Here is a 26,913-nt window from a genome sequence, read left to right as displayed (position 1 = left end):
GGCAAGTCGCACGACGGAACAGTTTCAGAGCACTCGCGTCCGGCAGGTATCCGGTGCCGCAAGGTGCCGAAGAAGAAGCGCGACATCCCGTGCAGCGCCCGGAGCTGCCGCCCGAGCCCGCGGCTCCGGGCGTTCTTGGTCATTCGTGTGGGCGGTTCCGCCTCGAGTTCAGCTCGCAGTGCCGGCACGCAAACCGGGAACAGGGGTCCGGCCGACACGGTTGCATCGACCGAGGAACCGGCCCCGCACGGACGGGGAACACGGAGACCGCAAGGTCGTCCGCCCCACCAGGTACCGGGCCCTCAGGATCGCGGTAGGCCCGCCGCGCATCCGGACCGAGATGTATATCTGCTGGAGGACTCTTTCATGCCTGACCGACCCTTGACGCTCATGGCAGTGCACGCCCACCCCGACGACGAGGCCACCGGAACCGGAGGGGTCCTCGCGCAGTACGCGGCGGAGGGCATCCGCACGGTTCTCGTGACGTGTACCGACGGCGGTTGCGGTGACGGGCCAGGAGGCGTCAAGCCGGGCGAGCCCGGGCACGATCCGGCAGCCGTCGCCTTGATGCGCCGTCAAGAACTTCAGGAGAGCTGTGACGTCCTGAAGATCAGCGATCTGGAAATGCTGGACTATGCCGACTCCGGGATGATCGGCTGGCCGAGCAACGACGCCCCCGGATCCTTCTGGCAGACCCCCGTGGAGGAAGGCGCCGCCCGACTCGCGGAGCTCATGCGGCACTACCGACCCGATGTGGTCGTCACTTACGACGAGAACGGTTTCTACGGCCACCCCGATCACATCCAGGCCCACCGCATCACGATGGCGGCGCTGGAGATGACCGCGCTGACACCGAAGGTGTACTGGACGACGATGCCCCGCTCGATGATGCAGCGGTTCGGGGAGACCATGCGCGAGCTCGGAGACATGCCGGAGCCGGATCCTGCCGAGGCCGCCGCGATGGCCGAGATCGGCCTCCCTGACGACGAGATCACCACGTGGGTGGACACCACCGCGTTCAGCGGTCAGAAGTTCGACGCGCTGGCCGCGCACGCCAGCCAGGGCGAGAACATCTTCTTCCTCAAGATGGGCAAGGAGAAGTTCGGTGAGCTGATGGGCATGGAGACCTTCGTACGTGTCCAGGACGCCACCGGCGCGGCCGTACCCGAGAACGATCTCTTCGCCGGACTGCGCTGAGCCACCCGCCCGACCGGAGCCCGGGAACGCTCTGACGGACGGCGTCCCGGCGTGGAACGAGCGGGGAAACTTCGCATGAGACCGAGCTCTCGCACTTTCGTGCGGGGGCTCGCTCGCGTTCTCCCGCCAGAGACCCGCACGCACCACCACCGGCATGTGCCACGCACCCGGTGGTGAAGACGACTTGCCGCGGCCGCAGCGACCGCATCCTCCCTGCCTCCAGGCCAGTCACCGCAGTTCAGTGATGGCTCCGATCGGAGGCTGCACCACCATGTCCCGGATATCCCGAACTGGGCGTCTCACCCCCGGTGTCGCAAGCAGTTCGATACGCGGCGTGACAAGAGTCGCACCTATGTGTGCGATCGGTGACGGTCTTATGAGCGCGCAGCCCGGTGAACTCGGGCTTTACTGTTCGGTAACCCTCACAAGAAGCCCTTTTCGTGCCCCCTGGCAGGAGATCCACTGCGTGCTAGCGTCCCGGGTCGCCGGGGGGCCGACACAGCAAGTGAGAGGAATCCCGTGGGTCACATGCACCACATGGCAGGAGGCTGGGCCACTCCGGTCCTGTCGTACGCCATGGCCGTCGTCGGCGCCGCGCTGGGACTGCGCTGCACCGTGCGCGCTCTGGCAGCCGGGGGGCGGTCCAAGAGGAACTGGCTGATCAGCGCCTCCGTCGCCATCGGCGCCGGCATCTGGACCATGCACTTCATCGCGATGCTCGGCTACACCGCCGACGGCACCGCGATCCGCTACGACATCCCGCTGACCCTGCTCAGCCTGGTCGTCGCCATCGCCGTTGTCGGCGCGGGCGTCTTCACCGCCGGATATGGCAACTCCCGGGTGCGCTCCATCGTGCTCGGCGGCGTCGGCACCGGACTCGGCGTCGCCACGATGCATTACATCGGCATGGCCGCCGTCCAGCTCAACGGATCGATCTCGTACGACCCCGCGCTCGTCGCGCTCTCCGTCTTCATCGCCATCGCCGCCGCCTCCGCCGCCCTGTGGGCCGCGCTGTCCGTGCGGGGGCCGGCCGTCGCGGCCGTCGCCTCGCTCGTGATGGGCCTGGCGGTGAGCAGCATGCACTACACGGGCATGGCCGCCGTCACGGTGGACGTACACGCCGGCACCGCGCCCCTGCAGGGTGCGAGCGCCACCGCCTTCATCCTGCCGCTCGCCGTGGTGCTCGGCTCCTTCCTCTTCCTGACCTGCGCGTTCGTCGCGCTGTCCCCCACGGCGCGTGAGCGCGCCGAGAGCGAGGCCGCGGCCCGCCCGCTGCACGAGGTCGAACTCCCGCTCACCTGACCGCAGCCGGGGTCGCCCCGGCCCGCACCGTCCCTCTCCCCACCGCGACCCGAGCTGCGTCACGCACATCGGCGCCCCGCGTACCCCCGGGGCCCGACGCACTCCGCGCCCCCACACTCCTGCACCGCCAAGGAGACCCTTCGTCATGCCCGCACGCCCTCTGGTGCCCCAACGCTGGCGCCCCAAATCGATCCGCGCGAAGGTCGTCACCCTGCTGACCGTGCCGGTCCTCTCACTGATGGCACTGTGGGGACACGCGGCCGTCACCACCGCCTCCCAGGTCTCGGCCACCGAGCAGCTGCGCCAGATCGACTCGACCCTGGTGCGGCCCGTCGCACGGTTCACCTCCGCGGTGCAGGACGAGCGGTCCGCGGCCCTGAAGTACCGCGCCACGCCCGGCGGCACCGCCCGCCACGACTTCGAGGCCGCGCAGGCCCGCACGGACAAGGCCGTCACGGCGCTGCGCGCGGGCGTCCGCTCCAGCAGCACCGACCTCGCGGCCCTCGACGCCGCACTGCCCGGCCGGGTCCGCGCCCTCCTCACGAGTGCCGACTCACTCGGTGAGCGGCGCGAGAGCCCCCGCGGCGCCTCCGCCGTGCTCTCCGACTACGGCACGGCCGTCGACCGGGCCTTCGCGGTCCGCTCCGGGCTCGCGGGCGCCGACAAGCCCGACCGCGCCTCCGACACCCGTACCGTGCTCGAACTGGCCCGCTCCCGCGAGGCGTTGAGCCGCCAGGACGCCGTGCTCGGCGCCGCGCAGGCGAGCGGGACCATGGCCGCGGACCAGTACCGTACGTTCGTCGGCGACGTCGCCGAGCAGCGTGCCTTTGCCGACGCGGCGGTGTCCGACCTGCGGGCCGAGGACGCCGCCGCCTACCGCAAGGTGCTCGGCTCCCGCGCCGCCGACGGCCTCGCCGCCGCACAGGACGACGTCCTCGCCGCCGGTCCCTCAGATGCCGCCACCGCGGTGACCGCAGCGCGCTGGCACTCCGTCGCCGGTCCCACCCTGTCCGGGCTCGCCACCGCGGAGCGGAGCGCGATCGACACGGGCGCCGACGCCAAGCCGTACTCCCTGTCGAACCTGGGCAGTTCCGGCCTCGCCGTACTCCTCGGCCTGCTCGGCGTGATCCTCTCGCTCCTCCTCTCCGTACGCATCGGCCGCGGCCTCGTCGACGACCTGACCGGACTGCGCAACTCCGCGTTGCACCTCGCCGCCCACCGGCTCCCGGCCGCCATCCGCCGCATCCATGGCGGCGACGGACTCGACCTGGAGAAGGAGGCACCGCTCTCCCACGAACCGGTCCGGGACGAGATCGGCCAGGTCGGCGCGGCGCTGACCACGGTGCAGCGCGCCGCGCTGCGCGCTGTCGCGGGCCGCGCCGCCGTCCTGACGGGTGTCTCCGGCGTGTACGTCAGCCTCGCCCGCCGCAGCCAGCTGTTGCTGCACCGGCAGCTGGAACTCCTCGACACCATGGAGCGCCGTACCGAGAACCCCACGGACCTGGAGGACCTCTTCCGCCTGGACCACCTGACGACGCGGATGCGCCGCCACGCCGAGTCCCTGCTGATCCTCTCCGGCTCCGCTCCCGGCCGCGCCTGGCGCAACCCGGTTCCGCTGATCGACGCCGTGCGCGCGGGCATCGCGGAGACCCAGGACATCGAGCGGGTACAACTGCACGACATCCCCGACCTGCGTCTGTCCGGCACTGCGGTCGCCGACCTCATCCATCTCGTCGCCGAACTCGCCGAGAACGCCGCCTCCTACTCGCCGCCGCACACCCCCGTGGTGGTGCGCGGTGAGGAGGTGGGGGCGGGCGCCGTCCTGGAGATCGAGGACCGCGGTCTGGGCATGGGCGACGAGGCGCTCGCCGCGGCCAACGAGAAGATCCAGGCCACGGACGTCGACCTGCTCGACTCGCGCCAGCTCGGCCTGTTCGTGGTCAACCGCCTCGCCGAGCGCCAGCACCTCGACGTGACCCTGCGCCGCTCGGTATACGGCGGCATCACCGCGGTCATCTTCCTCCCGCAGCAGCTCTTGGAGGCCCCGCACCCGGGCCTGCGGCCCCTGCCGGAGCCGGAGCCGCTCCGGGCGGTGCAGCCCGGCCCCGCCCCGGCCCTCGAACACATACCCGCACAGCGGCACCACGGCCAGGAACCGGAGGCCGCACCCGGGACGGAGCCTCGCCCCTCGCACAGTGGGCCGGCACCCCGCCGGCTCCCCGGCCGCGCCCGGCACGCCGCACCCCAGCAGCCCCCGACCCCGCCCGGCCCCACCGCGCGGCCCGCCGGCGAACCGGACGGAGAGGAGGGGCTGCCGCGTCGGGTGCGCCAGGCCAGCCTCGCGCCCGAGCTGCGCAAGGACCTCGCGAAGGACGAGGACGCGAGCGCGGGCCCGAAACCTGCCCAGAGCCCGGCCGTGCGCTCCCCGGAAGCCGCCCGCGCCACGATGGCGTCGCTGCGCTCCGGCCGGCGCCGCGCCTCCGCCACCCGCGACGAACCGGCCGGCCCCGGCACCCCGGGCGCCTCACCCGACCACCACGCAGCGAACGACGAAAGGTTCCGAGACTGATGACGCCGATCTACTCCGTCACCTCCGTGGGCGACCAGAGCGACGAGCACGGCACGGGCGGCATCGACTGGCTCCTCGACGACTTCGTCGACCGCGTCGCGGAGGTGCACCACGCGGTCATGCTGTCCACGGACGGCCTGTGCGTCGGCGCCTCGCACGGGATGGGCCGCGACGAGTCCGAGCGCTTCGCCGCCATCGCCTCCGGCTTCCACTCCCTCGCCAAGGGGGCGGGCCGGCACTTCGACGCGGGCGGCGTCGTCCAGACGATGGTCGAGCTGCAGGGCGGCTTCCTCTTCGTGATCGCCGCCGGTGACGGCTCCTGCATCGCCGTCTTCACCGACGGACACGCCGACATCGGCCTGGTGGCGTACGAGATGGCCCTGCTGGTCGACCGGGTGCGCGAACACCTCAGCGTGCCCCTGCGGACGGACGACACGCCGGCGCCGGACGACGAGGCCTCATGACGGACCAGCCCTCCAACCGCCGCCGGGACGGCCCCGGCGACCACTCCGGCGAAGCCTGGACCGACCGGTACGACGACGATGCAGGCCCCCTGGTCAGGCTCTACGCCATGACCGCCGGCCGCGCCCGCACGGACAACGGCGCGGAGCGCGTCGACCTGATGGCGATCGTCCGGCCCACCGACACCACCCCGCGCGGCCCGCTACCGCCCGAACAGCGCGCGCTGTTGGCCCGGTGCGCCCAAGGCCCGCACCCTGTCGCGGACCTCGCGTCGGACTCGGGGCTGCCCCTCGGTGTCGTCCGGGTCCTGCTCGGCGACCTCACGGCGCAGGGCCTGATCCACATCACCCCGCCCGAGTCCACAGCCACCGGGAAAGAACGTCCCCACGCCCACCTCCTGCGAGAAGTGATCAATGGCCTCCGCGCACTCTGACCGGCATCCTCACCGCACGCGGCATTCGGCGCCCGCCGACTTCACCGCCCTCAAGCTCCTGATCGCCGGCGGCTTCGGCGTCGGGAAGACCACGCTGGTGGAATCGGTCAGCGAGATCCGTCCCCTGCGCACCGAGGAACCCCTCACCGAAGCATCACGCCCGGTGGACAGCCTCGAGGGGGTGGCCACAAAGACCACGACCACGGTCGCCATGGACTTCGGCCGCATCTCCCTGCGCGACAACCTCGCCCTGTATCTGTTCGGTACGCCGGGCCAGGACCGATTCTGGTTCGTCTGGGACGAGTTGGCCACGGGCAGCCTCGGCGCGGTCGTCCTCGCCGACACCCGCCGGCTCGCGGACTGCTTCCCCGCCGTGGACTACTTCGAGAGCCGCGGCATCCCGTTCATCGTCGCGGTGAACTGCTTCGACGGGATCCGCAGCCATGACCCGGACGCGGTGGCCCGCGCGCTCGACCTGAATCCGGACACACCCGTCCTGCTCTGCGACGTGCGCGACCGGGAGTCCGGCAAGGAGGTCCTGATCTCCTTGGTCGAGCACGTCCTGAGCCGGGAGCTCGTCATCCGCTGACGCCGGGCGTCCCGTCGCGCGCACCTTTTGGGGCGAGGCGCTGGAATTGCCCTTCGTGTATGTCGTTCACCCACTCCCAGCCGGGCTTGACCGATGGGCCGATCCGCGGGTCGCCGGGAACATGGCCGTCACGCAGGGCGTGCACGTACGCTCGATCCTGTTTGATCCTCGCGCGTACCTGATCAGCTCTGCCGACGGACCCGTGACCGGGGATGACGACATCAACGTCGTCCGCCACGTCCTCGATCAACCGCAGCCCGACGAGGTAGTCCTCAATCGGTTCGGCAGTGTCGTCGAACATCGGAATAAAGAGATCAGAGAGCATGTCGCCGGCGACGAGAACCCTGCGTTCTTCGATCAACAGCGCCGCATGGCCCTGGGCATGCGCCGGATGCTCAATTATCCGGACCTCAGGGCCATCCCAAGGAATATGCGTGGTTTCAGCAGGCAGACCCGTAATGAGGCCGAACAGGTCCAGCGGTGTTTCCTCGGCGGTTTCCGGTGGCAATCCTTCGGCGACGCCGGCCTTCCAGTCCGCTTTCGACCGCAGATCTTGCATGTAGGCCGCGCAGCGGGCTGTACCGTAACGAGGCGCTTCGCCAAGTTCGGCATGCCAGAGAACGTGATCCCAATCCGGATGCGTCGAGAATCCCGCGATGACGGGCTGGCCCAACTGTCGAAGGTCGTTCGCCAGGCAGGCCATTTCATCGCCTGTTATCCCGGGGTCTACGAGTAATACGCCGCTCCTGCCCTGCACGACGGTGGTGTTGTTCTGGAGTAACTCGCTCTGGTGGATCAGCACACCTTCCGCGACCTTCTTCAGCATGGGGCTCCTCCCGTTTGTGGCCTGCAGCCGCGTCTCGACCGGCACCGGGTCGCTGCTCCTGCTCAAGATCGGAATACCGGCCACGGTTTGCCGCGAAAATCCTGCCGGAAAGTCTGACGCACGCCGCTCTCAACGGCAATGGCGAACTGATCTGTTTGATGAGCCGCGTCGACGCGATCACACAAAGCGCGCGGTGGGGGCCGTCTACACGTCCCGGTGGCTGTCCGTCGCCGGCGCCGCGTCGTCGGCACGGAGGGCGGCGGTGTGACTGGCGGACAGTTCGGGCGGGGTCTCCCCCGCGGCGAGGTGCTCCAGTACCTCGGCGAGTTCCCGGCAGGCATTCTGCACCGAACGTCGGGTGGCTCGCTGTTCGGCGACCATGGCGGACAACAGGAGCGCCGTCAGCGCGGTGGCACCGTTGAACGCCTGAAGTTTGGTCATGACCTCGATGGCCGAAAGGTTGAGGAAGGCGCCTTGTTGCGTACTCGCCTCGAATGTGGTCAGCACCGACGCGAACAGCGCGCACAACATGCTCCCTGCCAGCTGGAAGCGCAACGCCACCCAGATGAGCAGCGGGAAGACGAGGAAGAGCAGGCTCAATTCGCCGAGCACGGCCAGCGGTACGACGATCAAGGTCGCGAGGCCCAGGAGCAGCATCTCCTTCCAGCGCCTCAGTCGCAGTGGCCCAGTGGCTCCCACCAGCACGAGCAGGAGCGGAGTGACCAGCAGGACGCCCATCGCGTCGCCCACCCACCAGGCCAGCCATACGGACCAGAACTCCGCCGTGTCCAGCCGACCGGTCAGCACCTGTAGCCCGACCCCCGCCGATGCGCTGATCAGCATGGCTCCGAGCCCGCCGAGGAAGACCAGGGCCAGACCGTCCCGCAGACGTGAGATTCCGACCCGGAAACCGGCCCGCCGCAGCATCAGATAGGCGCAGAGCGGGGCGAGGGTGTTGCCCGCCACGGTGACCAGGGTGGAGAGCTGCGGGGTGGTGAGGGACGCGATGGCGAGGAAGGAACCCACAGCGATCCCGGGCCAGACCGCCACGCCGTAGACGAGCAGTGCGGCGACGGCGACGCCGGTGGGCGGCCAAATGGGTGTGACGACCACTCCTTCGACGGTGAGTCGACCGAACAGGCCCAGACGCCCGGCCACGTAGTAGCAGGCGGCCACGGCCAGTGTCTTGAGGACTACCTCTAAGGACAGCCGGAACCGCCGAGTCACCAACACAGAGCCATCAGACACCCGGCGGACCCCTTCGGCCACGCGAAGGCGCCTGTCGAGGTCCGCGGGCGTGCGGGGGGCGCCACTACAGGGCGCCGCCGTCGTGGCCGAGGACGAGCACGGCGGCATCGTCCTCGTGCCCCACCGTGTCCGCAAGGCGCATGACACCGCCTGCAAGAGAGTTGATGCCAAGACCGGCAGCGGTGGTGATCTCGGCGAGGCGCATCACCCGCCGCAAGCCTTCATCGAGACTCAGTGACGGCCCCTCCACCACCCCGTCGGTCAGCAGTACGACGACGCCGTCCGTGGTGAGCCGGTGACACACCACGGGGTACTCGGCGCCTTCGAGCACGCCGAGCGGGGGGCCGCCCTCTCCTTCGTCGATACCGGACCGTCCGTCGGCCGTGGCCCAGATGTGGGGGATGTGGCCGGCCCGAGCGCACTCCAGGACGCCGGTGGCCGGATCGAGCCGGAGAAAAGTACACGTCGCGAAGAGGTCCTCGCCCAGGGAGACCAGGAGATCGTTGGTGCGCGCGAGCAGTTCCCCCGGGTCGCCCGTGACGGAGGCCAGCGCACGCAGTCCCACCCGGACCTGCCCCATGAACGCGGCGGCCTTGATGTTGTGCCCCTGCACGTCACCGATGGACAGGCCGATACGGCCGTCGGGCATAGTGAAGGCGTCATACCAGTCTCCCCCGACGTTGAGCCCGTGATTGGCGGGCATGTAGCCCACGGCAAGGCGGACGCCCGCAGGCTGCGGAAGGTCATGAGGCAGCATGCCGCGCTGCAGTGCCACTGCCAGCTCGACCCGGGAGCGCTGCATCTCCGCGAGCTCCCGGGCCCGGGCAGTCAGCGCCCCGAGCCTGGCAAGCAGCTCGTCACCGTCGTCGGCCCCTTGCGTACGGAACATTGATCGCCCCGGTTCCGCGAGAGCACCCCGCGTCAGTTCAGCTGTATTCCGCCGTATGCACCGCTGGCACAAACCACGCGATCAAGTCTGCCCGCAGATGGCTGCGGTCGCACCCTGTCACGTCTGCCCCGGAGATCCACGCCGCTCACTGAGCGGGCGGCGTGGCCACCAGGCGGCGTATCGACCTCAGGGACACACCTGCGCCACCAGGGCGGGCAGCGCCTCCCCCAGGGGCAGGTCGACTCGCTCGGTGGCCCAGCGGTCGCCTCGGGTCGGGCCCTGGTTGACGATCAGGACCGGCGTGCCGGACTGCGCCGCCTGGCGCACGAAACGCAGCCCGGACATGACGGTGAGGGAGGAGCCGAGTACGAGCAGGACGGCGGCCTCCTCGATGAGGTGGCGACACGCCGCAACCCGCTCAAGGGGCACGTTCTCGCCGAAGAAGACGACGTCCGGCTTGAGAACCCCGTCACCACAGGTCGCACACGCCACCACCTGGAACTCGCGAACCGCCTCGTCGGGCAGCTCCACGTCACCGTCCGGATTGACCCGCGCCGCGCGGTAGCGCTCGGCGGCAGCCTCGAACCCCGGATTGACTGCACGCAGCCGTTGGTCCAGCTCCGAACGGGCGCTGCCTCGCCCACAGGCCAGGCAGATCACCCGGCTCAGGCTCCCATGGAGTTCGATGACGTCCCGGGCCCCGGCCGACTGCTGCAGCCCGTCGACGTTCTGTGTGATCACACCGGTGATCAGGCCTGCTCCGGCCAAGGCGCTCACGGCTCGATGACCGGCGTTCGGACGGGCTCGCGTCATGGCCCGCCATCCCAGCTGGCTGCGAGCCCAATACCGCTGCCGTGCCTGCTCGGCGCCGACGAACTCCTGGTACGTCATGGGAGTGTGCCGACGCAGGGAGCCGTGCTCCCCACGGTAGTCCGGGATGCCTGACTCGGTGGAAAGACCGGCCCCGCTCAACACCGCGACCCCGCCGCCACGCACCGCCTCGACGACAGCCGTGAGGTCGGTCGAGGCCGGCAGCAGGCCGCCAGTAGGCTCCCAGGTCAGTGTGGGTCGCGTCCGCATACGTGCCAGCTTACGTTTCGGGCGCCCGCGTACCGCGCTCACACCGACATCCGCGCGAACCTCACCAGAGGAACGGAGCCCAGCAGCCTCGGCACAAGCTTGGGGCACGCTTTACATGGCCGCGGTGCTGATGGCGTTGCGGGTGCCCGGGCCGTAGACGCCGAGGGGTTCGTCGATGGCGCGTGCCTGTTGGATGCGCGCGACCGCGGCTGCGACGTCCTGGCTGTAGTGGCCGTCCACGGGGCCCGTGTAGAGGCGCAGTTGTCCCAGCTGCTCCTGCAACTGCCGTACGGAGTCTCCCGTGCTGCCCACCCGCAGCGCACTCGACGCGTTGTCGGCCGCCGGATCCGCGCGGGCGTGCGGGGTGTCGTGCAAGGTGCTCGCCGGTGGGCTCGGGTGCGGTGCGGGCTTGCTGGGCGGCGTGGAGGGTGCCTTGTCGGGCACGGGCGCAGATTCGTGACGGGGAGCGTCCGGTTGCCGCGCGGGCGGCGCGGCGTGCGGACTTGTGGGGGCCGGACGGCCGTGGGACTGAGCCAGGAGCCCGGCGGTGAGGACGAGCAGGGCTGCGGACGCGTAGCCGTACGTGAGCGGTGGGAAGCACCGTCTGGGCCTGATCGCGCCATGGCGGGCATGGGTGTGGAGGCGAGGCTGCCCGCGTATGGAGGCGGCCGCGCGGTGGCGGCCCTTTCCCTCTCTGCCGGAGGTGGGCGCCGCGCTCGCGGGTGTCGCGTACGTCGGCCCTGCCACCGGGCGCGGCACCCCGAACGCCGTACGCAGGCGTCGATCTGGTGTCCGCGTCAGGTAGGAGGAAAGCGCTGGGTACATGGACGGGTCTGGGACGGCTGCTTCGAAACTCACAAGATCGAACGTAGACGTCCGCGCGCCGCCAATCCCTCGCCGTCGGCCCCGAACCGCGATCCTTAAGGCTGCGTTGACGGTCGACTCAGGGCCAGATAAGCCCCGTGGTGCCGCGGGCGGTTTTGTATCCAGCGGGTATCAGGGAGCGCTTGGTCGGCCATCGGTTCAGGCGGTGCGGTTGTCGCGTCCGGTGTCTGCCATATCGTTCCTTTCAGGTCGCCGGTCACCCCGTGCGCGGGCACCGGCCCCGCCTGAACCGTCCGAACAAGAGTGATCCACCCGTGTCGTCGCCCAACCCGGCTCCTGCTTCCCCGCAGAACATTCGTGTGCTGCTGGTGGAGGACGACGACCTGATGCGCCGGTCCTTCGCCGTCGCCCTGGAGCGCTACGGCTATCGGGTCAGGGTCGCGGCCGATGGGCTCACGGGGCTCGAGCTCTTCCGTGAGGAGGGCTTCGACCTGCTGATCCTGGACGTGATGCTGCCCGGTCTCGACGGGATCGGGCTGTGCCGCAGAGTCCGCGAGACCAGCTTGGTGCCGGTCCTGATGATGTCGGCGCGCGGCGACGGGCTCGATGTCGTCGCCGGTCTGGAAGGCGGCGCGGACGACTACGTGGTCAAGCCCGTGGACACCTACGTACTGCTGGCCCGCATCCGCTCCCTGCTGCGCCGGGCCACATACGCGCCCGCCCAGGAGCCCGGCCCGGCCTCGGGCGACGGGGCGCCGTCGGCCGAGGAGCGGGTGCTGGTCTTCGGGGACCTGGCCATCGACACCGGTGGCCTTGAGGTGTCGGTGTCCGGGCGTCCGGTGCTCGTGTGCCTGGTGTCTCTGGCGATCGGTGCGCTCGCGGCCGCGCTTCCGGCTCGCCGGGCAGCGGCGTTGAGCCCGCTGGAGGCCGTCTCGGAGGCCTGAGGCGGCGCGCCTTCCGATGGGGGGGCTCGCGACATGTCTTCCGCTCCTGCCGTGCCGCGGCAGGAGCGGACAACATGAAGTCGGCCGGTTGCTCAGTGCACGGGTTTGAGGGTCAGTGTCTGCTCGGCGGCGGCCCTGACGCCTCCGTCGGGGCGTCGCGGCAGTGGCTATCGCCGAGGGCGCCGACCAGGCCGGGCCTGATGGTTCGTCAAGGCGCGCGCAGGGGGTCCATGACTGCGCCGGGGTTGAGGATCCCGGCCGGGTCGAGGACCTTCTTGCCTGCCTGCAGGGCGGCGGCGAAGAGATCCGGACGCTGCTGGTCGTACCAGGGCCGGTGGTCGCGGCCCACCGCGTGGTGGTGGGTGATGGTGGCGCCCGCCGTGATGAGCGCCTGGGAGACGGCTTGCTTGATCTCGTCCCACTGCTCCACGGTCCTGCCCCACCGCCCTGCGGCGTAGATACCGAAGTACGGTGCCGGGCCGTCCGGGTAGACGTGCGTGAACCGGCACGTCACCACGCCTTCCGCGCCGACCTGGCGCATGGCGTCCTGGGCGGCGTCGTTCACGGCCGCGCGCACGGCGTCGAACCGGTCCCAGGTGCAGGCCGTCTCGAAGGTTTCCACGATCATGCCCTGTGCCGCCAGAGCGTCCCGCTGATACGGCATCCGGACGAACGAGGAACGCCAGGTGTCGGCGGCCGCGGTACGCGCGGCCCGGCCGGAGCTTTCGGTGTAGCGCGGCGGCTCGTCCAGGGTCCCGCCGTGGTCGCGGCACAACTCCAGCGCGCGTTCCATCCAGACGTCGACGGGATGGTCCGCCGATTCGAAGCCGAGGACCAGAACGGCGGTCGCGGCGCCCGCGTTGATGAAGGCCTCCATGGGGTCCAGCAGACGGCAGTTGGCCGGGTCGAGGCCTGACTGGGACAGGGCGCGCACCGCTCGGACGCCCGCGTCGTACTGGGCGAAACCGACCGAGGCACCCGCCCGCCACCGCGGCCGGTCCTGCAGACGGACCCAGGCCTGGGTGATCACACCGAGCGACCCTTCGGAACCGAGGAACATGCGGTCGGGTGAGGGGCCCGCGCCCGAGCCGGGAAGGCGGCGGGACTCGACGACACCGGCGGGGGTGACGACCCGCAGTGACTCGGTGAGGTCGTCGATGTGGGTGAGGCGCGTGGCGAAGTGCCCGCCGGCCCGGGTGGCCAGCCAGCCGCCGAGACTGGAGAACTCGAAGGACTGCGGGAAGAAGCGCAGGGTGTACCCCTGGGGCCGCAGTTGCTCCTCCAGGTGCGGCCCCAGGACACCGGCCTGGACGAGGGCGGCCCGGCTGGTGGCGTCGACCTCGAGCACCTGATCCATCGACGTGAGGTCGAGGCTGACCACTCCGGTGTACTGATCCCCCACCCGTGGTTCGACGCCGCCCACCACCGAGGTGCCGCCGCCGAAGGGTACGACCGCGATGTTCGCGTCGTGGCACCAGTCGAGTACGTGGACGACCTGACTTTCCGACGTCGGGCGTGCGACGAGGTCCGGCACGTGGGGCAATGTGCCGAGGAGCGCCCGTACGACATCGCGGAAGGCCTGCCCGTGACTGTGCGCCAGGCGGTCGCGCACGTCCGCGGAGACGATCGCGGCCAGAGAGTCCGGCGCCTTGATCCTGCCGACGCCCACGCCGAACGCCTCCACCGGAGGAGCCTCATGGACGGTCAGATCGGCCCTCGGGAGCATTTCGGCGGTGCGGCGGGTGAGCTGCTCGCGCTCGGAACCGGATACCGCGTCCTCCACGTTTCCCCAACCCCACCACGAACGCGTCCTGCCCTTCATGGCCCGCACCGCCTAACTGAACACAGGGTAAGTTACCTGGCGGTCACTTTGGCATAGGGTAAGGACATGGGCAAGCAGCAGAAGGGCACGCGTGCGGTCGGCACCAAGGGAATGCCTCGAAAGGACCGGGAGCGGCTGATCCTGGACGCGGCGGCCGAGGAGTTCGGCAGGAAGGGCTACGCGCGCGGGTCGACCGCGGAGGTGGCGGCGCGGGCCGGGATCACCAAGCCCATGATCTACGAGTACTTCGGCTCCAAGGACGGGCTCTACCTGACCTGCCTGGAGCGTGCGGGCACCCGCCTGGTGGCAGCCGTGGAGAACGCGCAGGAGGGTCCCTTCGACATCTCGCGCGCCGCACGCACCCTCACGGCCGTCTTCCACACACTCGAGTCGCGTCTGCACGACTGGGAATTGGTCTACGACGCGACGCTGCCTGCCGACGGCGACCTCCACACCGCGGCCACCGTCTACCGGCGCGAGCTCAACCGTCTGGGCGCGGTCGGCGTGTCCGAGTTCCTCCGTTCCGCCCCGGCCGACGACCCGCTCGACGCCGACCTCGCCACTCATCTCTGGTACGGGACGGTGAGCGCCGCCGTCGCCTGGTGGCGCCACCACCCCGAGCAGACTGCCGCGGAGATGACGTCCCGCTTCGGACGGATCGTCGCCGTACTCCACCTGGGAACGGCTGAACCGGAGGGTCAGGGCTCCGGTCACCGCCCACACTGAATCTGAACCTGCGATTGAGGCTAAGGCTGAGGCTGAGGCTGAGGTTTAGGTCGAGGTTGAGAGATCGATGGCGGATCACTCGATATGGCCACCCCCGCTCTCAGCGGCGATGCCGGTGCGTGGGGCCGAGTGCCTTGAGGCCGTTCAGAAGGGTGAGCAGCACCGCGAGGCGGTGGGCGCGGAGCCGCTCCGCCGCCTCCGACTCGTCCTGGGGCATGTCCGACTGACTGAGAGCCTTACGGGTGGCGTGTGCGGCGAGCAGCCCGAGAAGCAGCCGGACCAAGGCGCGGCTCACGGCGGCGCAGGCCAGGAGGCACAGGGCGAGGCCGGTACTGGAGGAAGGCATTCTTCGACCGTCCTTCTGGGAGGGAGCGAGATCTGCCTGGTGTACCGCCTTGGGCCCGCGATTCGATGCCCCGCAGGAGCGTGGAGTTGTGTGGCGCGGGCCCGGCCCCTGCTACCTCCACGCGCCTGAGGGGTTGTTGGCCGTAACCGCTGCGGAGAGCATGCGCGCATGGAGAACAGGGACGACAGCGATGACCTGGCCGACAAGCACGAGCCGCGCACGCACCGCAGGAAGCGGGACCTGCCCTTCCCGTACAACCAGGACCTTTCAGGGATCCTGCCGCGCCTCAACCGTCGTACCGCCTGGGGCCGCGCCCGCCTCGCGAACCACCGTGTGACGGCGTCGCTCCTGGCAGCCGGAATGCGACTGCTCGAGCAGCACTTCGGGCCGTGCGCCGAGCGGCCGGTCACGAGCAAGAGCCTGCTTCTCGGCCCGTTGTCGCAGCGCTGCGTGGGCGAGGCGTTCGGCCACAACCCCGAACCCTTCGCACGTCACGGCGACGGCGCGGGGCTGCTGCGGGACCGCTGGACGCCGTACTCGAATTTCATCGTCGATCTGATCAACTTCGCGGTGTGGAAGGAGAACTACCGCCCGGAGTTCCGCACACAGCGGGCCGCGAACACCAGGCGTCTCGTGCACGGGCGCGACGGCCGCGATTTCGTGCGCGCCGTCCACGACATCGCCCATCGGCACACCACGGATGGCCTTGACATGCCCTCCGTACGGCTCGGCCTGGCTCTCATGACGGTGGCCGACGCCGACGAGGAGATCGCACGGATCACCGCCGGCATCTACGCCGCCTACCTGGGCTCGTGGAAGGAGCTGTACGCCGCCGTCCTGCGTGAGCGCGGTCTGCGCCTGCGCCAGGGGCTCACGCTAGACGACCTGGCCGACGCGCTCTCCGCAGCCAACGACGGCGTGACGCTGCGCGCTCTAGGCGACCCGGCATCCGGTGTCGTCGACGACGCCCGCCGGCGCTCCTTGACCGGCACCATCTCCCTCGCCGTGATCCACGCCTTCCTCGAACCGGAGGACGAAGCGAGCGGCCTGTCCTTGGAACAGTCCGTCGCGGCGCGCTTCGGCGGGCGGGGCTAGGGCGAACGCGCGGGCCTGCGAGCGCCGGGCGGGCCGGGAGCGGCCCACCCGGCGGCGCGTCACTTGGTCGCCGCGAACTTCCAGATGAACGGCTCGCCGTCCTCCTCGGACCAGTGGACCTCCAGGTCCTTCGCGCCCTTGGGGACCAGGTAGGTCTCGCACAGGACGTGGGACTCGCCCTGCTTCCAGCCCTCGATGGACGAGGAGTCATCGCAGCCCGGCGCGTCTTCGGCGGCGCCGATGATCAGGGTTCCGCGCTGACCGTCCGCCCAGACGGTGGTGGAGTCATTCGCGTCCGGGGTCTCGGTGAGGGCCGCGCCGGACTTGTGCGTGTACTTCACGTAGGCGATGGCCGGAACCAGGCCCTTGGCCTCCTTGGGGTCCGACACCATCTTCTTCGTGTCGGCCTCCGTACCCAACTCGACCTTCTGCGCGGTGAGCTCGTAGGTGACGGAGGCGTCACCCTCCTTCACCTTGCCGGTGGCGCTCTCGCCGGTGCCGCGCGCGCCGCCGGACTCGGGCGACGATTCCGCGCTCGCCTTCGCCTTCGGCTTCTCGTCCGCGGAACCCGACGCCTTGTCGTCGCCGTTGCATCCCGTCAGCGCGAGGGCGAGCACGGCCACGGGCGCGGCAACGCGCAAAGCGGTCTTCCTGTACAGCAAAGTGAACTCCCGGCAGAAAAAGGTCAGCCGCGCACCACAAAGTCACCCCGTGGAGCGGCCGGTTGAGCGCTCAGCATATGAGTCGATCACCCATGGGGGCGAGTCGGTTCCGCACCGTACACACGAGGTTCGTTCACACTTGCGACGGATACGGGACGAAGCGCACGCCCTGGGCCGCGACCGACGACCGAGCGGCGATCGAGAAGATCGCGGCGGGCGACCCCCTCGTGCTCGCGGAGGTCCGCGAGGACCGCATCAGCGAGTTCATCGCCACGAAGACGGCCCCGGAACTCGCCCCCTACCGGCACGAAGTGCCCTGATCCTGCCGGGTCCTGCCGGGTCCTACCGGGTCCTGCCGGGCGTCGCGATGCCGCGGAGATCCATCAGGAGGTGCCCTGGAGGCGCGTCGCGCGCGCCCGGTGACCTGGGCCCGCTCCCCCTCCCGCCCCCGACGGCCGACGACGTGCCGGTGCCCATCCGGCCGCCGCGCATGATGGGCACCTGCACATGGCCGGGGCGCTCAGCTGTCCCCGAAGCTGAACGTCCACGAGCGACGCACCCACGCAACCGCTGAACGGCGACGTGCGCACCGCTTCCCCTCCATCACGGCCTGCTGCGCTCACCTGCGCCCGCGGGAAGGACTCCCATGCCCACTCCCTCCAAAGCGGTCCACGCGACCGCGACCCGCAGGGCGATGCGCCGGCTGCTGCCCCTGCTCGGTCTGGCGTACTTCATGTCGTACGTGGACCGGACGAACGTCGCGCTGGCGAAGACGCAGCTCGAGGCCGACATCGGCGTCAGCGCCGCCGCGTATGGCCTCGGCGCGGGCGTCTTCTTCGTCAGTTACGCGCTCCTGGAGGTCCCGAGCAACCTGGTGCTCTACCGGGTGGGGGCCCGTGCCTGGATCGCGCGCATCGCGGTCACCTGGGGTCTGGTGTCGGCCGCCATGATGTTCGTCCAGAGTGAGACTTCCTTCTACGCCCTGCGGTTCGCCCTCGGCGCCGCCGAGGCCGGCCTGTACCCGGCGCTGATGTACACGGTCACCCTCTGGTTCTCCCAGCAGTACCGCGTCACCGTCGTCGGCCTCATCTACACCGCGCCCGCGGCCGCGACGATCCTGGGCGCCCCGGCCGGCGGGGGACTCATGACCCTCGACGGCGTCGCCGGACTGCAGGGGTGGCAGTGGATGTTCCTGGTCGAGGGCCTGGTGACCGTCGCCGTCGGCATCGTGGTCTGGATCGCCCTGCCCAACCGTCCGCAGGACGCCCGCTGGCTCTCGCGGGAGGAAGCAGCCGCCCTCTCGGAGCGCGCCGCCGCCATTGAGCCGTCACCGCACCGGCTGCGCGGCAACCTCAGGCTCGCCTTCGGACGCCCGGTGGTGCTGCTGCTCGCCGGTACCTACTTCGTGAACCAGCTCGTCACCTCCGCCGTCGGTTTCAACCTGCCGTCCATCGTGGAGAGGCTCGGCGTCAAGGGCTCCCTGACGATCGGGCTCGTCACCGGCAGCATGGGCGTGGCCATCCTCGCCGGGGTCCTGTTCTTCCCCTGGCTGCACGGCCGCATCGGCAACGACACCGGCCTCATCGTGCTCTGCGCCGTCGCAGGAACCGCCGCCATGGGTCTCTACCTGCCCACCGACTCCGTGGGAGTCCGCTACGCGCTGCTCTTCGCCGCCAACTTCTTCCTGACCGGCACGCTGCCCCTGTTCTGGTCCGTCGCGATGTCGCGGATGTCCGGCCTGATGGCCGCCGTGGGACTGGCCTTCATCAACACCATCGGCCTGCTCGGCGGCTTCTTCGGCCCGATGGTGTTCGGCCTGATCGAGGGCCGCACCGGCAGCGACCGCACCCCGTTCGTCTTCGTCGTCATCGCGGGCCTGGCCGGAATCGCCCTGGCCGCCCTCCTCAAGCGCACCGTCGGCCGCGAGGACGGGGACCTGCCGGGCCGGGTCCCGGCGATCGCCGACTGACCCGGCACCGACCGGCCCGTACGCCCCTCGGCGCACCGAGAAGCTCTCGCTGTGCGACTGCCCAACGCCTGATCGGGCCGATTGGGCAGTCGCATGATTTCAGCCACCGCGGTGCGTGCTTATCCTTCGGCCATGAACGCCGCCGTGAACACCGTCATGAACGAGGAGATGGCGCTGCGCCGCGAGCTGGCCCTGACGCTGGTCGACGACATCGACCGGCTCGTCGACCGGCTGGCGGCCGACATCTGCGCCCACAGCACGACCTACGCCAGCGGCCGCCCGGTCTCGCGCGAGGATCTGCGGCTGGTTTTGCGCGGCAACATGGAGCTGGCCCTGCACGAGTTCGGCGGGATGGCATCCGACCACCGCTTCGAGACGGTCGCGGCCGAGAACGGGCGGCTGCGCGCCGAGCAGGGCATGCCGCTTGACACAGTCCTGCGTGCCTACCGGCGCGGCGGGCGCGTCCTGTGGCAGGCGATGGCCGACTGGATGCGCGACCGCTCCCCCGCCCAGCAGCGCCTGGTGGGCGACATGGCCGGCGCGGTGTGGGAGACCATCGACCGTTTCTCCTCCGCGATGGCGGACGCCTACCGGCTGCGCACCCTCGAGCTCCTGCACCGCGAGGCCTCCCGGCGCGGCGCCCTCTTCGAGGCGCTCCTCGACGGCCGGGGCAGCGACCCCGCCGTGGCCTCCGCGGCGGCCGCAGCCCTGGGGGTGCCCCGGCACGGCCGCTATGTGGTCGTCGTCATCGCCCAGGACGCCCTCGATCCGGCCTCCCCGCCCGATCCCGGACCCGCATTGGAGAGCCTGGGCATGTGGTCGTTCTGGCGGCCCCGCGCGGAGTCGGTCGCAGGCCTGGTCCGGGTCAGGGCAGCCGATTCCGCCCAGCTGCCCGACGTACTGCGCGGCCAGGGCGTCTGCCGGGCCGGGATATCGCCGCCCTTCGAGGAGCTGCCCGCCGCCGCCCAGGGACTGCGGCTCGCCCGGCGGGCCCTCGACACCCTCCCGCCCGGCAGCGGCGAGGTCGCCTCCCTTGACGAGCGCCTGGTGCACGCCGCTCTCGGCGCGGAGCCGGAGATCGCCGAACGTCTTGCGATCCGCTACCTCGACGGGGTCCTGCGCAGCGGCGCCGAGTGCCCGGTGCTCCTGGAGACGCTGGGCGTGTGGCTCGACTCGGGCTGCTCCGCGTCCGCCGCCGCCACGCGCCTGTTCTGCCACCGCAACACGATCCTCAACCGCATCAGCCGCGTCGCCGAACTCACCGGCTGGCCCGCCGACTCCGGTGAGGCCCGGCTCGGCTGGGCGCTCGCCCTGCGGGCCCTGGAGCTCGAGCACTGAGCTGACAACGGGCTGGTCCGCCCCGGCAAGGTGCGGTGCCGCTGCCCACCGTACGCACGGTGATGTTGGGCCCTTGCACATGGCCCCGCGACGGCGGGGTGCCAGAAGCTGAGGCCGTCGGACACCACCGTTCGTCCGCGCAAGGGAGCAACCGTGCAGTTGAGCGTCGCCAGCATCCTCAAGGAATCCGCCGTCCGCCATCCCGACCGGACCGCGGTGGTCGACGGCGACGTCCGCGTCTCCTACCGCACGCTGTGGCTCGACGTTCTGCGCTTCGCGGCCCGGCTGCGCGCCCACGGCGTCGGGCCGGGGGTCCGGGTCGCCCTGCTGCTGCCCAACACCGCCGACTTCCCGCGCGCCTACTACGCGGTCCTCGCAGCCGGCGGCACGGTCGTGCCCGTACACGCCCTGCTCGTGGCCGACGAAGTGGCCTACGTGCTGCGGCACAGCGACTGCCGCGCGATCATCACCGCCGGGCCCCTCGAAGCCGTCGCGAAGGCGGCGGCGACCGAGGTCGGCGTCGACGTGCTGCAGGTGACCACCGACGGCGAGCTCCTGGAGAGCGTCGAGCCGCGCGATGCGGAGGACACCGCCGTGATCCTCTACACCAGCGGCACCACCGGCAGACCCAAAGGCGCCCTGCTCACCCACGGAAACCTGGTCATGAACGCAGGCGTCTGCGCCCAGGACCTGTTCGCCCTCACCCCCGACGACGTGGTCCTCGGCTGCCTGCCGCTCTTCCACAGTTTCGGCCAGTCCTGCGCCATGAACGCCGCCCTGCGCGCCGGCTCCGCCCTCGTCCTGTGCGCCCGGTTCACCGGCCCCGGCGCGCTCGACCTGATGGCAGCCGAAGGCGTGAGCGTCTTCATGGGCGTGCCCACCATGTACCACGCCCTGACCGAGGCGGTGGAGCACGGCGGGGACCGTCCCGGCGGCCTGCGCATGGCCGTCTCGGGTGGCGCGGCCCTGCCCACAGCGCTGCTCGAACGCTTCGAGGCCGCCTTCGGCACCGTCGTCCTGGAGGGCTACGGGCTCACCGAGACCTCACCGGCCGCCCTGTTCAACCAGCTCGCCACCGGTCGCCGGCCCGGCACCGTCGGTCACCCCATCTGGGGCGTCGAAGCGGCCGTCGCCGACGCGGAGGCCGACGACCGGATCATGTTGCTCGCGCCCGGCGATGTGGGCGAGGTCGTGCTGCGCGGCCACAACATCTTCGCCGGGTACCTCGACGACCCCGCGGCGACCGCGGCCGCCGTCGTCGACGGCTGGTTCCGTACCGGCGACCTCGGCGTACACGACGCCGACGGCTATCTGAGCATCGTCGACCGCAAGAAGGACCTCATCATCCGCGGGGGCTTCAACGTCTATCCGCGCGAGGTCGAGGAGACCCTGGCCCGCCACCCTTCCGTCGCGCAGGTCAGCGTCCTTGGCCTGCCCGACGAGGTCAGGGGTGAGGAGATCTGCGCGGCCGTCGTTCTGCGCCCCGGCGCCACCGACGCGCCCGATGACATCGTCGCGTGGGCCAGCGAGCATCTCGGCAGGCACAAGTACCCGCGTGTCGTACGCCTGTTGGGCGAGCTGCCGCTCGGGCCGAGCGGCAAGGTGCTCAAGCGCGAGCTGAAGGAGGCGTGCGCATGAGCGTCGTCGACACCGCGTGCGGCCCGGTGCGCGGCACCGTCGAGGACGGCGTCGCCGTCTTCCGCGGCATCCCGTACGCCGCGGCGCCCGTCGGCCCCCTGCGGTTCGCGCCCCCGGCACCCGTGCCGCCATGGGAGAGCGTCCTGGAGGCCACCGCCTTCGGACCCACCGCCCCCAAGAATCCGTACGCGCCGCCCCTGGACGCGCTCCTGCCCGACCCGGACATCCCCGGCGACGCCTGCCTCAACCTCAACGTCTGGACGGCCGCGCCCGGCGACGGCGGCCGCCCGGTCATGGTGTGGATCCACGGCGGCGCCCTGCGCAACGGCTCGTCCGCCGTGTCCAGTTACGACGGCCGGGCCTTCGCCCGCGACGGCGTCGTCATGGTCTCGCTCAACTACCGCCTGGGCATCGAAGGGTTCGGCGTCTTTCCCGATGCCCCGGCCAACCTCGGCCTGCGCGACCAGATCGCCGCGCTCGCCTGGGTACGCGACAACATCCGCGCTTTCGGCGGCGACCCGGACAACGTCACCGTCTTCGGCGAGTCCGCGGGCGCCATCAGCATCGCGGCCCTGCTCGCGAGCCCACACTCCAAGGGCCTCTTCCGGCGGGCGGTCCTGCAGAGCGGGGCCCCTACGGCCGTCGACCGGGCCGAGGCGGCACGCACCACGCATGCCATCGCCGAGCACCTCGACGTCCCTCCCACCGCAGCGGACTTCGCCCGTGTCGACCGCGCCCGGCTGCTCGCCGCCCAACGGGCCGCCACCGCGGGCGGCACCCCGCTGACCGGTGGCCGCGGCTTCCACCTCGTCGTGGACGGCGACGTCGTACCCGAGGACCCCGCCACCGCGCTCGCCCGGGGCGCCGCCGACGGCATCGACGTCCTGGTGGGCGGCAACACCGACGAGTACCGGCTCTGGTTCGTCCCCAGCGGGCTCGTCGACCGCATCGGCAGCACCGCACTGTGGGCCGCCGTCCTCAAGGACCGTGCGCCCTGGAGGGCCCCGGGCGTCTACCGCGCCACGAGGCCCGGCGCGTCACCCGGCGAGATCCTCGGCGCCATGGTCACCGACAAGGCGCTGCGAGTCCCCCTCAACCGCCTCGCCGACGCCCGCGCGGGCCGTGCCGGCCACCCTGACCGCCCTGGCCGGACCTTCGTCTACGAGTTCGCCTGGCCATCCCCGCAGCACGACCTCGGCGCCTGCCACGCCCTGGAGATCGGCTTCGTCTTCGACACCCTCGACACACCGGACAGCCTGCTCCTCACGGGCGCGACGGCACCGCGCCACCTGGCCGAGGCAATGCACCGCGCGTGGGTCGCCTTCGCGCGCGGCGGTGACCCTGGCTGGCCGCAGTGGAGCACCGAGCGGCCCGTCATGACGTACGGAGCCGACGGCGCCCGGGTCGTACTCGCGCCCCGGGAGCGGGAACGCCGCCTGTGGGTCTAGGGGCGCGGACGCGGCCCCGTACCACCGCCGCCCCCTCGGCCCAGATCCGCACCGGCACGCCCATGCACCTGCACATACACCTGCACACATCGCTGCACCCTGACGCCTCGTCACCCGCACAGCCACGAAAGGGACACCCCATGAGAACGCCTCTGCGCGCACTGCTGGTCACCACCTTGCTCTGCGGAACCGCCCTCGCGGCACCGGCCGCCACCGCGGCGGAGAAGGACCCTCTCCAGTACGTGGCACTCGGCGACTCCTTCGCCGCCGCCCCACTGGTCCGCCCGGCCGACCCCTCCAACCGCAAGTGCGTCCGCTCGCTCGCCGATTACCCGCACATCGCCGCCGGGGAGCTCGGCGCCGACCTGACCGACGTCAGCTGCTCCGGTGCCACCGCCGACGACTTCACCGGTCCGCAGCACCCCGGCACCGCGCCCCAGTACGACGCGCTCTCCGCCGAAACCGACCTCGTCAGCATCACCATCGGCGCCAACGACAACACCCTGTCCAACCTCCCCTCCGACTGTCTCAACCTGCTGCCGAAGCCGCTCGGCAAGAGCTGCGCGGCCGCCAACACCCAGGGCGGCACCGACCGGTACGGCACGGCCATCGACGCCTGGGCCCCCAAGTTCGACGTCGTCCTCGACACCATCCGCCAACGCGCGCCGAACGCAAAGGTGTTCGTCGTCGGTTACGGCAAGTACTTCCGTACTGGAGGCTGCTTCCCCCTCCAGCCCTACTGGGGTCAGGACGCCGACTACATCCAGGCAAAGATCGACCAGCTCGGCGGGGCGCTGCGCACTGCGGCCGCGCGACACCGGGCCACGTTCGTCGACACCGATGAGTTGGGCACCGGCCACGACTCCTGCGCCCCCGCGGCCGACCGCTACATCGAGGGCGCTGTCTCCACCAGCGACGCGTTCCCACTGCACCCCACCGCCTCGGGCTCCCGCGCCTACGGCCGGGCCCTGGCCGACGCGGTACGGGCGGACACGTCGTCCCGCTGACAGCCAGGGACCGTCTTCATCATTCTCGGGAGGTGCAATACCCGCGGCAACCGTGCGTATTGACCGCCCCGGACAGTAGACCAGGGGTGCGACGGCGCGCGCCGTCAGTACGGGCCGCCGCGGAAAAGCATGCTGCCATGGTGGCGTGGGCGGTCGCCACGCTCGTGGGCGGCGTCGGAGCGGTCGGCGGGGGTCGATCGCCGGGCAAGAGCCCGGAGAGTTGCCAAACCGGCCAGCACTTCGTCACGACGCTCGGCGGACTTCATCCAGGCCGGCAGCCGGGCGAACATGGCCATCGTCGGGGAAGCGTGACGCTCGCGCAGCCGGGCGCCCACGTAGGCGGCGAGGGCGTCGACGTGCTCCTCGTCATAGGCCCACAGAATCCGTCCCGCACAGCGGATCTGAAGCCACAACGGCCGCCGGAAGAAGGGATCCTCGGTACCGCCGGGCACCGCGCCGACCAGGCCGGCGCCTCGCTCATCGGCCGTCCAGTCGGCGGCCGCACCACAGCCGCCGCAGACGAGGCGGCGAAGTTGAAAGAGCAGGACACTGAAGTACTTCGGCTCCGCGCTCGGGCGTCGGACCGACCCGGTCAAATGACCGTGCTCGAACTGAGCCTTGACCCTGCCCCACGGGTCAAGGCTTAGCGTCCGGACATGAATGAAACTCATCGCCTCGTGCACCTGGTCCGTCGCCCCGCTGCGCTGCCGACCCCGGACGACTTCGCCCTGGCCCGCGTCCCCATTCCCAAGCCGGAGGCGGGCCAAGTACTCGTCCGCAACACTCATTTCCTGGTCTTCCCGGGCCTGCGAACCCTCATCGGAGGCGAGACCCACGATGTCCCGCTGCCGCCGCTGCGCCCGGGTGACACCCTGTTCGGCCCCGCGATCGGCGAGGTGGTCGACGGGCCGCTGGAGAAGGGTCAGTTGGTGCTGCACCTTCAAGGCTGGCGGGAGTACGCGACGCCCGCCCATGCCGAGTGCAGGTTGTTGGACGGCACCCTGCCCGACGCGGTGGCCCACCTCGCGCAGGGCTCCGCAGGGTACGGAGCGCTGACCCGGCTTGCCGGGATCCGCGAGGGCGACACCGTGTTCGTGACCGGCGCCGCCGGCGCCGTGGGCACCCTGGCAGGCCAGATCGCCCGCCTGCTGGGTGCCGCCCGGGTGATCGGCAGCACCGGCTCACCGGACAAGGCCCGGCGACTGGAGCGGGAACTCGGATACGACGCCACCGTATTGCGCGGAAGGGGCCCGATCGGCCGGCAGCTCGCGCAGGCGGCGCCGGACGGCATCGACATCGTCCTGGACACCGTGGGCGGCGAACAGCTGACGGCCGCCGTGCACGCAGCGAATCGGGGCGCCCGGTTCGTCCTGGTGGGCGCACTGGACGGTCAGCTGTCCCCGGACCGGGCGGGCGGGAGCGCACCCGCTGTGCTCGACACGTACCGGCTGCTGACCCGGGGCATCACCATCGCCGGCTACAACGGCACGGACCATCCGGATGTCGAGGCGGAGTGGGAGGCCCGCTTCGGGAACTGGCTGCGGACGGGCGACATCCAGTTCCCCTATACCGCCGTCCGCGGAATCGAGCGCGCTCCGCAGGCGTTGCCCGAACTGATTGCGGGCCGCTCCTTCGGGGCGGCCGTCGTGGAACTGTAGGACAGGAGAGCGCATGCGGATCGGCGAGGCAGCGGCGGCGGCCGGCACCACACCTCGGGCTCTGCGCCTGTACGAGGCCCGCGGCCTGCTCGGGCCCCCGCCACGTACTCCGTCCGGTCAACGCGAGTACGGCACCGCCGAGGTGGCCCGCGTCCGCGTCATCCGCGACCTGCTGGCGCTGGGACTCACCTTGGAGGACGTCCGCCGCCGCGCCCACCGCGTGGACCTCCTCGTCCAAGGCACGCCGACGTCCTGTGGCAGCGATCCAGGCGAGTTCAGCGACGTCGTGGTCGATCGTCTGGCCATCCTGGACGCGGAGATCGCCCGCCTCACACGCTTACGGCAGCGCCTCGCCTCAGCCGCAGGGGAGCCGTCGGGCGATCCAGACTTGGCGACACCTCCCAGCCGCGGTGGTTGCGGAAGCCCTTCTGGGCTAACGCCGCCCGGCTGACCGGCCGTGGACTGGTGACCAGGCGGTCTCCGAGGGGCGATACGGCGTCTGGGCTGAGGTGGAGGCGGCGATGACTTGCCGTTGGAGGACCCGATTGACCTCAAGTGCAGTTGAGGTTAAATGCTGGCCCCATGAACACAACTGTGATCGATGGACAGGTTCAGGAAGCTGAGACCGTTGCGATCAAAAAGGTGATCGCCGCCCTTGAGCACTCCCAGCAGAACGAGCTCCCTGACGAGTTCGTGAGTCTCTTCCGGAGCGACGCGATCTGGACGACGGGCCACGGCAAGCGCCTCACGGGCCGCGCTGAGATATCGGCTTTCACACACCAGGTGCTTCCCCGTGCCATGAAGGACTCGACGGCCACCTACGAGGTGGTGGATGTGCTG

The 26,913-nt window shown here is 70.8% G+C and carries 27 protein-coding genes; 18 read left to right on the top strand and 9 right to left on the bottom strand.

Going from position 1 to position 26,913, the window contains the following annotated elements:
* The first annotated feature begins 366 nt into the window (after nt 1-366).
* From ACFQ7F_RS34260 to ACFQ7F_RS34235, 6 genes are all read left to right on the top strand, one after another.
* A complete protein-coding gene (locus ACFQ7F_RS34260; protein ID WP_383279233.1) occupies nt 367-1,197 on the top strand; it encodes a PIG-L family deacetylase in 831 nt (276 codons plus the stop codon).
* A 519-nt stretch (nt 1,198-1,716) separates the two neighbouring features.
* Nucleotides 1,717-2,499, top strand: a complete 783-nt coding sequence (locus ACFQ7F_RS34255; protein ID WP_383279230.1) for an MHYT domain-containing protein — start codon at nt 1,717-1,719, stop codon at nt 2,497-2,499.
* 145 nt (nt 2,500-2,644) lie between these two features.
* On the top strand, nt 2,645-5,068 hold the full coding sequence (locus ACFQ7F_RS34250) for a nitrate- and nitrite sensing domain-containing protein (RefSeq protein ID WP_383279227.1): 2,424 nt from the start codon (nt 2,645-2,647) through the stop codon (nt 5,066-5,068).
* On the top strand, nt 5,068-5,532 hold the full coding sequence (locus tag ACFQ7F_RS34245) for a roadblock/LC7 domain-containing protein (RefSeq protein WP_383279224.1): 465 nt from the start codon (nt 5,068-5,070) through the stop codon (nt 5,530-5,532). Before ACFQ7F_RS34250 ends, ACFQ7F_RS34245 begins: the two co-directional genes overlap by 1 nt.
* Entirely contained in the window at nt 5,529-5,963 is a 435-nt protein-coding gene (locus ACFQ7F_RS34240; RefSeq protein ID WP_383279221.1) for a DUF742 domain-containing protein, read from the top strand. Before ACFQ7F_RS34245 ends, ACFQ7F_RS34240 begins: the two co-directional genes overlap by 4 nt.
* The gene (locus tag ACFQ7F_RS34235) at nt 5,944-6,552 is read left to right on the top strand and encodes an ATP/GTP-binding protein (protein WP_383279218.1); all 609 of its coding nucleotides are present in this window, start codon (nt 5,944-5,946) and stop codon (nt 6,550-6,552) included. Before ACFQ7F_RS34240 ends, ACFQ7F_RS34235 begins: the two co-directional genes overlap by 20 nt.
* Here the strand turns inward: ACFQ7F_RS34235 and ACFQ7F_RS34230 are convergent.
* From ACFQ7F_RS34230 to ACFQ7F_RS34210, 5 genes are all read right to left on the bottom strand, one after another.
* Complete coding sequence (locus ACFQ7F_RS34230; RefSeq protein ID WP_383279216.1) at nt 6,542-7,378, bottom strand: MBL fold metallo-hydrolase; 837 nt, start codon at nt 7,376-7,378, stop codon at nt 6,542-6,544. The genes ACFQ7F_RS34235 and ACFQ7F_RS34230 overlap by 11 nt on opposite strands.
* 204 nt (nt 7,379-7,582) lie before the next feature.
* On the bottom strand, nt 7,583-8,626 hold the full coding sequence (locus ACFQ7F_RS34225; RefSeq protein WP_383279213.1) for an MASE1 domain-containing protein: 1,044 nt from the start codon (nt 8,624-8,626) through the stop codon (nt 7,583-7,585).
* Between the two features lie 64 nt (nt 8,627-8,690).
* On the bottom strand, nt 8,691-9,515 hold the full coding sequence (locus tag ACFQ7F_RS34220) for a PP2C family protein-serine/threonine phosphatase (RefSeq protein WP_383279210.1): 825 nt from the start codon (nt 9,513-9,515) through the stop codon (nt 8,691-8,693).
* A 186-nt stretch (nt 9,516-9,701) separates the two neighbouring features.
* Complete coding sequence (locus ACFQ7F_RS34215) at nt 9,702-10,595, bottom strand: NAD-dependent protein deacetylase (RefSeq protein WP_383279207.1); 894 nt, start codon at nt 10,593-10,595, stop codon at nt 9,702-9,704.
* A gap of 111 nt (nt 10,596-10,706) precedes the next feature.
* Complete coding sequence (locus tag ACFQ7F_RS34210) at nt 10,707-11,453, bottom strand: peptidoglycan-binding protein (protein WP_383279204.1); 747 nt, start codon at nt 11,451-11,453, stop codon at nt 10,707-10,709.
* A 281-nt stretch (nt 11,454-11,734) separates the two neighbouring features.
* On the opposite strand from ACFQ7F_RS34210, the gene ACFQ7F_RS34205 reads away from it, so the two are divergent.
* Nucleotides 11,735-12,364 carry a response regulator transcription factor gene (locus ACFQ7F_RS34205; RefSeq protein WP_383279202.1) on the top strand — a complete coding sequence of 210 codons (630 nt, stop codon included), beginning with the start codon at nt 11,735-11,737 and terminating at the stop codon, nt 12,362-12,364.
* Between the two features lie 208 nt (nt 12,365-12,572).
* On the opposite strand, the gene ACFQ7F_RS34200 is transcribed toward ACFQ7F_RS34205, so the two are convergent.
* Nucleotides 12,573-14,186: an FAD-binding oxidoreductase gene (locus ACFQ7F_RS34200; protein ID WP_383279199.1), complete on the bottom strand. Its 1,614-nt coding sequence runs from the start codon at nt 14,184-14,186 to the stop codon at nt 12,573-12,575.
* 66 nt (nt 14,187-14,252) lie between these two features.
* On the opposite strand from ACFQ7F_RS34200, the gene ACFQ7F_RS34195 reads away from it, so the two are divergent.
* Nucleotides 14,253-14,912 (top strand): TetR/AcrR family transcriptional regulator, encoded by a 660-nt coding sequence (locus ACFQ7F_RS34195; protein ID WP_383279196.1) that lies wholly within the window; start codon nt 14,253-14,255, stop codon nt 14,910-14,912.
* Between the two features lie 100 nt (nt 14,913-15,012).
* On the opposite strand, the gene ACFQ7F_RS34190 is transcribed toward ACFQ7F_RS34195, so the two are convergent.
* Nucleotides 15,013-15,258 (bottom strand): hypothetical protein, encoded by a 246-nt coding sequence (locus ACFQ7F_RS34190; protein WP_383279193.1) that lies wholly within the window; start codon nt 15,256-15,258, stop codon nt 15,013-15,015.
* 168 nt (nt 15,259-15,426) lie between these two features.
* On the opposite strand from ACFQ7F_RS34190, the gene ACFQ7F_RS34185 reads away from it, so the two are divergent.
* A complete protein-coding gene (locus ACFQ7F_RS34185) occupies nt 15,427-16,353 on the top strand; it encodes a hypothetical protein (RefSeq protein WP_383279190.1) in 927 nt (308 codons plus the stop codon).
* A 59-nt stretch (nt 16,354-16,412) separates the two neighbouring features.
* Here the strand turns inward: ACFQ7F_RS34185 and ACFQ7F_RS34180 are convergent, their stop codons facing one another.
* Nucleotides 16,413-17,015 (bottom strand): hypothetical protein, encoded by a 603-nt coding sequence (locus tag ACFQ7F_RS34180; protein ID WP_383279187.1) that lies wholly within the window; start codon nt 17,013-17,015, stop codon nt 16,413-16,415.
* A 92-nt stretch (nt 17,016-17,107) separates the two neighbouring features.
* Here ACFQ7F_RS34180 and ACFQ7F_RS34175 point away from each other — a divergent pair, with 92 nt between their 5' ends.
* From ACFQ7F_RS34175 to ACFQ7F_RS34150, 6 genes are all read left to right on the top strand, one after another.
* Nucleotides 17,108-17,335 carry a hypothetical protein gene (locus tag ACFQ7F_RS34175; protein ID WP_383279184.1) on the top strand — a complete coding sequence of 76 codons (228 nt, stop codon included), beginning with the start codon at nt 17,108-17,110 and terminating at the stop codon, nt 17,333-17,335.
* A gap of 326 nt (nt 17,336-17,661) precedes the next feature.
* The gene (locus tag ACFQ7F_RS34170; protein WP_383279181.1) at nt 17,662-18,984 is read left to right on the top strand and encodes an MFS transporter; all 1,323 of its coding nucleotides are present in this window, start codon (nt 17,662-17,664) and stop codon (nt 18,982-18,984) included.
* 132 nt (nt 18,985-19,116) lie between these two features.
* A complete protein-coding gene (locus tag ACFQ7F_RS34165; protein ID WP_383279178.1) occupies nt 19,117-20,322 on the top strand; it encodes a PucR family transcriptional regulator in 1,206 nt (401 codons plus the stop codon).
* A gap of 153 nt (nt 20,323-20,475) precedes the next feature.
* Nucleotides 20,476-21,960, top strand: coding sequence for a long-chain fatty acid--CoA ligase (locus ACFQ7F_RS34160; RefSeq protein WP_383279175.1), 1,485 nt, complete (start codon nt 20,476-20,478; stop codon nt 21,958-21,960).
* Nucleotides 21,957-23,408, top strand: a complete 1,452-nt coding sequence (locus ACFQ7F_RS34155) for a carboxylesterase/lipase family protein (RefSeq protein ID WP_383279172.1) — start codon at nt 21,957-21,959, stop codon at nt 23,406-23,408. Before ACFQ7F_RS34160 ends, ACFQ7F_RS34155 begins: the two co-directional genes overlap by 4 nt.
* Before the next feature lie 140 nt (nt 23,409-23,548).
* The gene (locus ACFQ7F_RS34150) at nt 23,549-24,415 is read left to right on the top strand and encodes an SGNH/GDSL hydrolase family protein (protein WP_383279169.1); all 867 of its coding nucleotides are present in this window, start codon (nt 23,549-23,551) and stop codon (nt 24,413-24,415) included.
* A gap of 104 nt (nt 24,416-24,519) precedes the next feature.
* Here the strand turns inward: ACFQ7F_RS34150 and ACFQ7F_RS34145 are convergent, their stop codons facing one another.
* Nucleotides 24,520-25,098 carry a hypothetical protein gene (locus tag ACFQ7F_RS34145; RefSeq protein WP_383279166.1) on the bottom strand — a complete coding sequence of 193 codons (579 nt, stop codon included), beginning with the start codon at nt 25,096-25,098 and terminating at the stop codon, nt 24,520-24,522.
* On the opposite strand from ACFQ7F_RS34145, the gene ACFQ7F_RS34140 reads away from it, so the two are divergent.
* The 3 genes from ACFQ7F_RS34140 to ACFQ7F_RS34130 all read left to right on the top strand — a co-directional run.
* A complete protein-coding gene (locus ACFQ7F_RS34140; RefSeq protein ID WP_383279163.1) occupies nt 25,072-26,073 on the top strand; it encodes an MDR family NADP-dependent oxidoreductase in 1,002 nt (333 codons plus the stop codon). The two genes, ACFQ7F_RS34145 and ACFQ7F_RS34140, sit on opposite strands and share 27 nt — an antisense overlap.
* Before the next feature lie 13 nt (nt 26,074-26,086).
* The gene (locus tag ACFQ7F_RS34135; protein ID WP_383279161.1) at nt 26,087-26,524 is read left to right on the top strand and encodes a MerR family transcriptional regulator; all 438 of its coding nucleotides are present in this window, start codon (nt 26,087-26,089) and stop codon (nt 26,522-26,524) included.
* Nucleotides 26,525-26,655: 131 nt separating this feature from the next.
* On the top strand, nt 26,656-26,913 hold a 258-nt coding region (locus ACFQ7F_RS34130; RefSeq protein ID WP_383279158.1), incomplete at its 3' end, for an SgcJ/EcaC family oxidoreductase.

The organism is Streptomyces sp. NPDC056486 (assembly GCF_042795295.1).
GTDB lineage: Bacteria > Actinomycetota > Actinomycetes > Streptomycetales > Streptomycetaceae > Streptomyces.
Note: the sequence above shows the minus strand (reverse complement) of the source record. Positions and strands in the feature narration are given on the sequence as shown.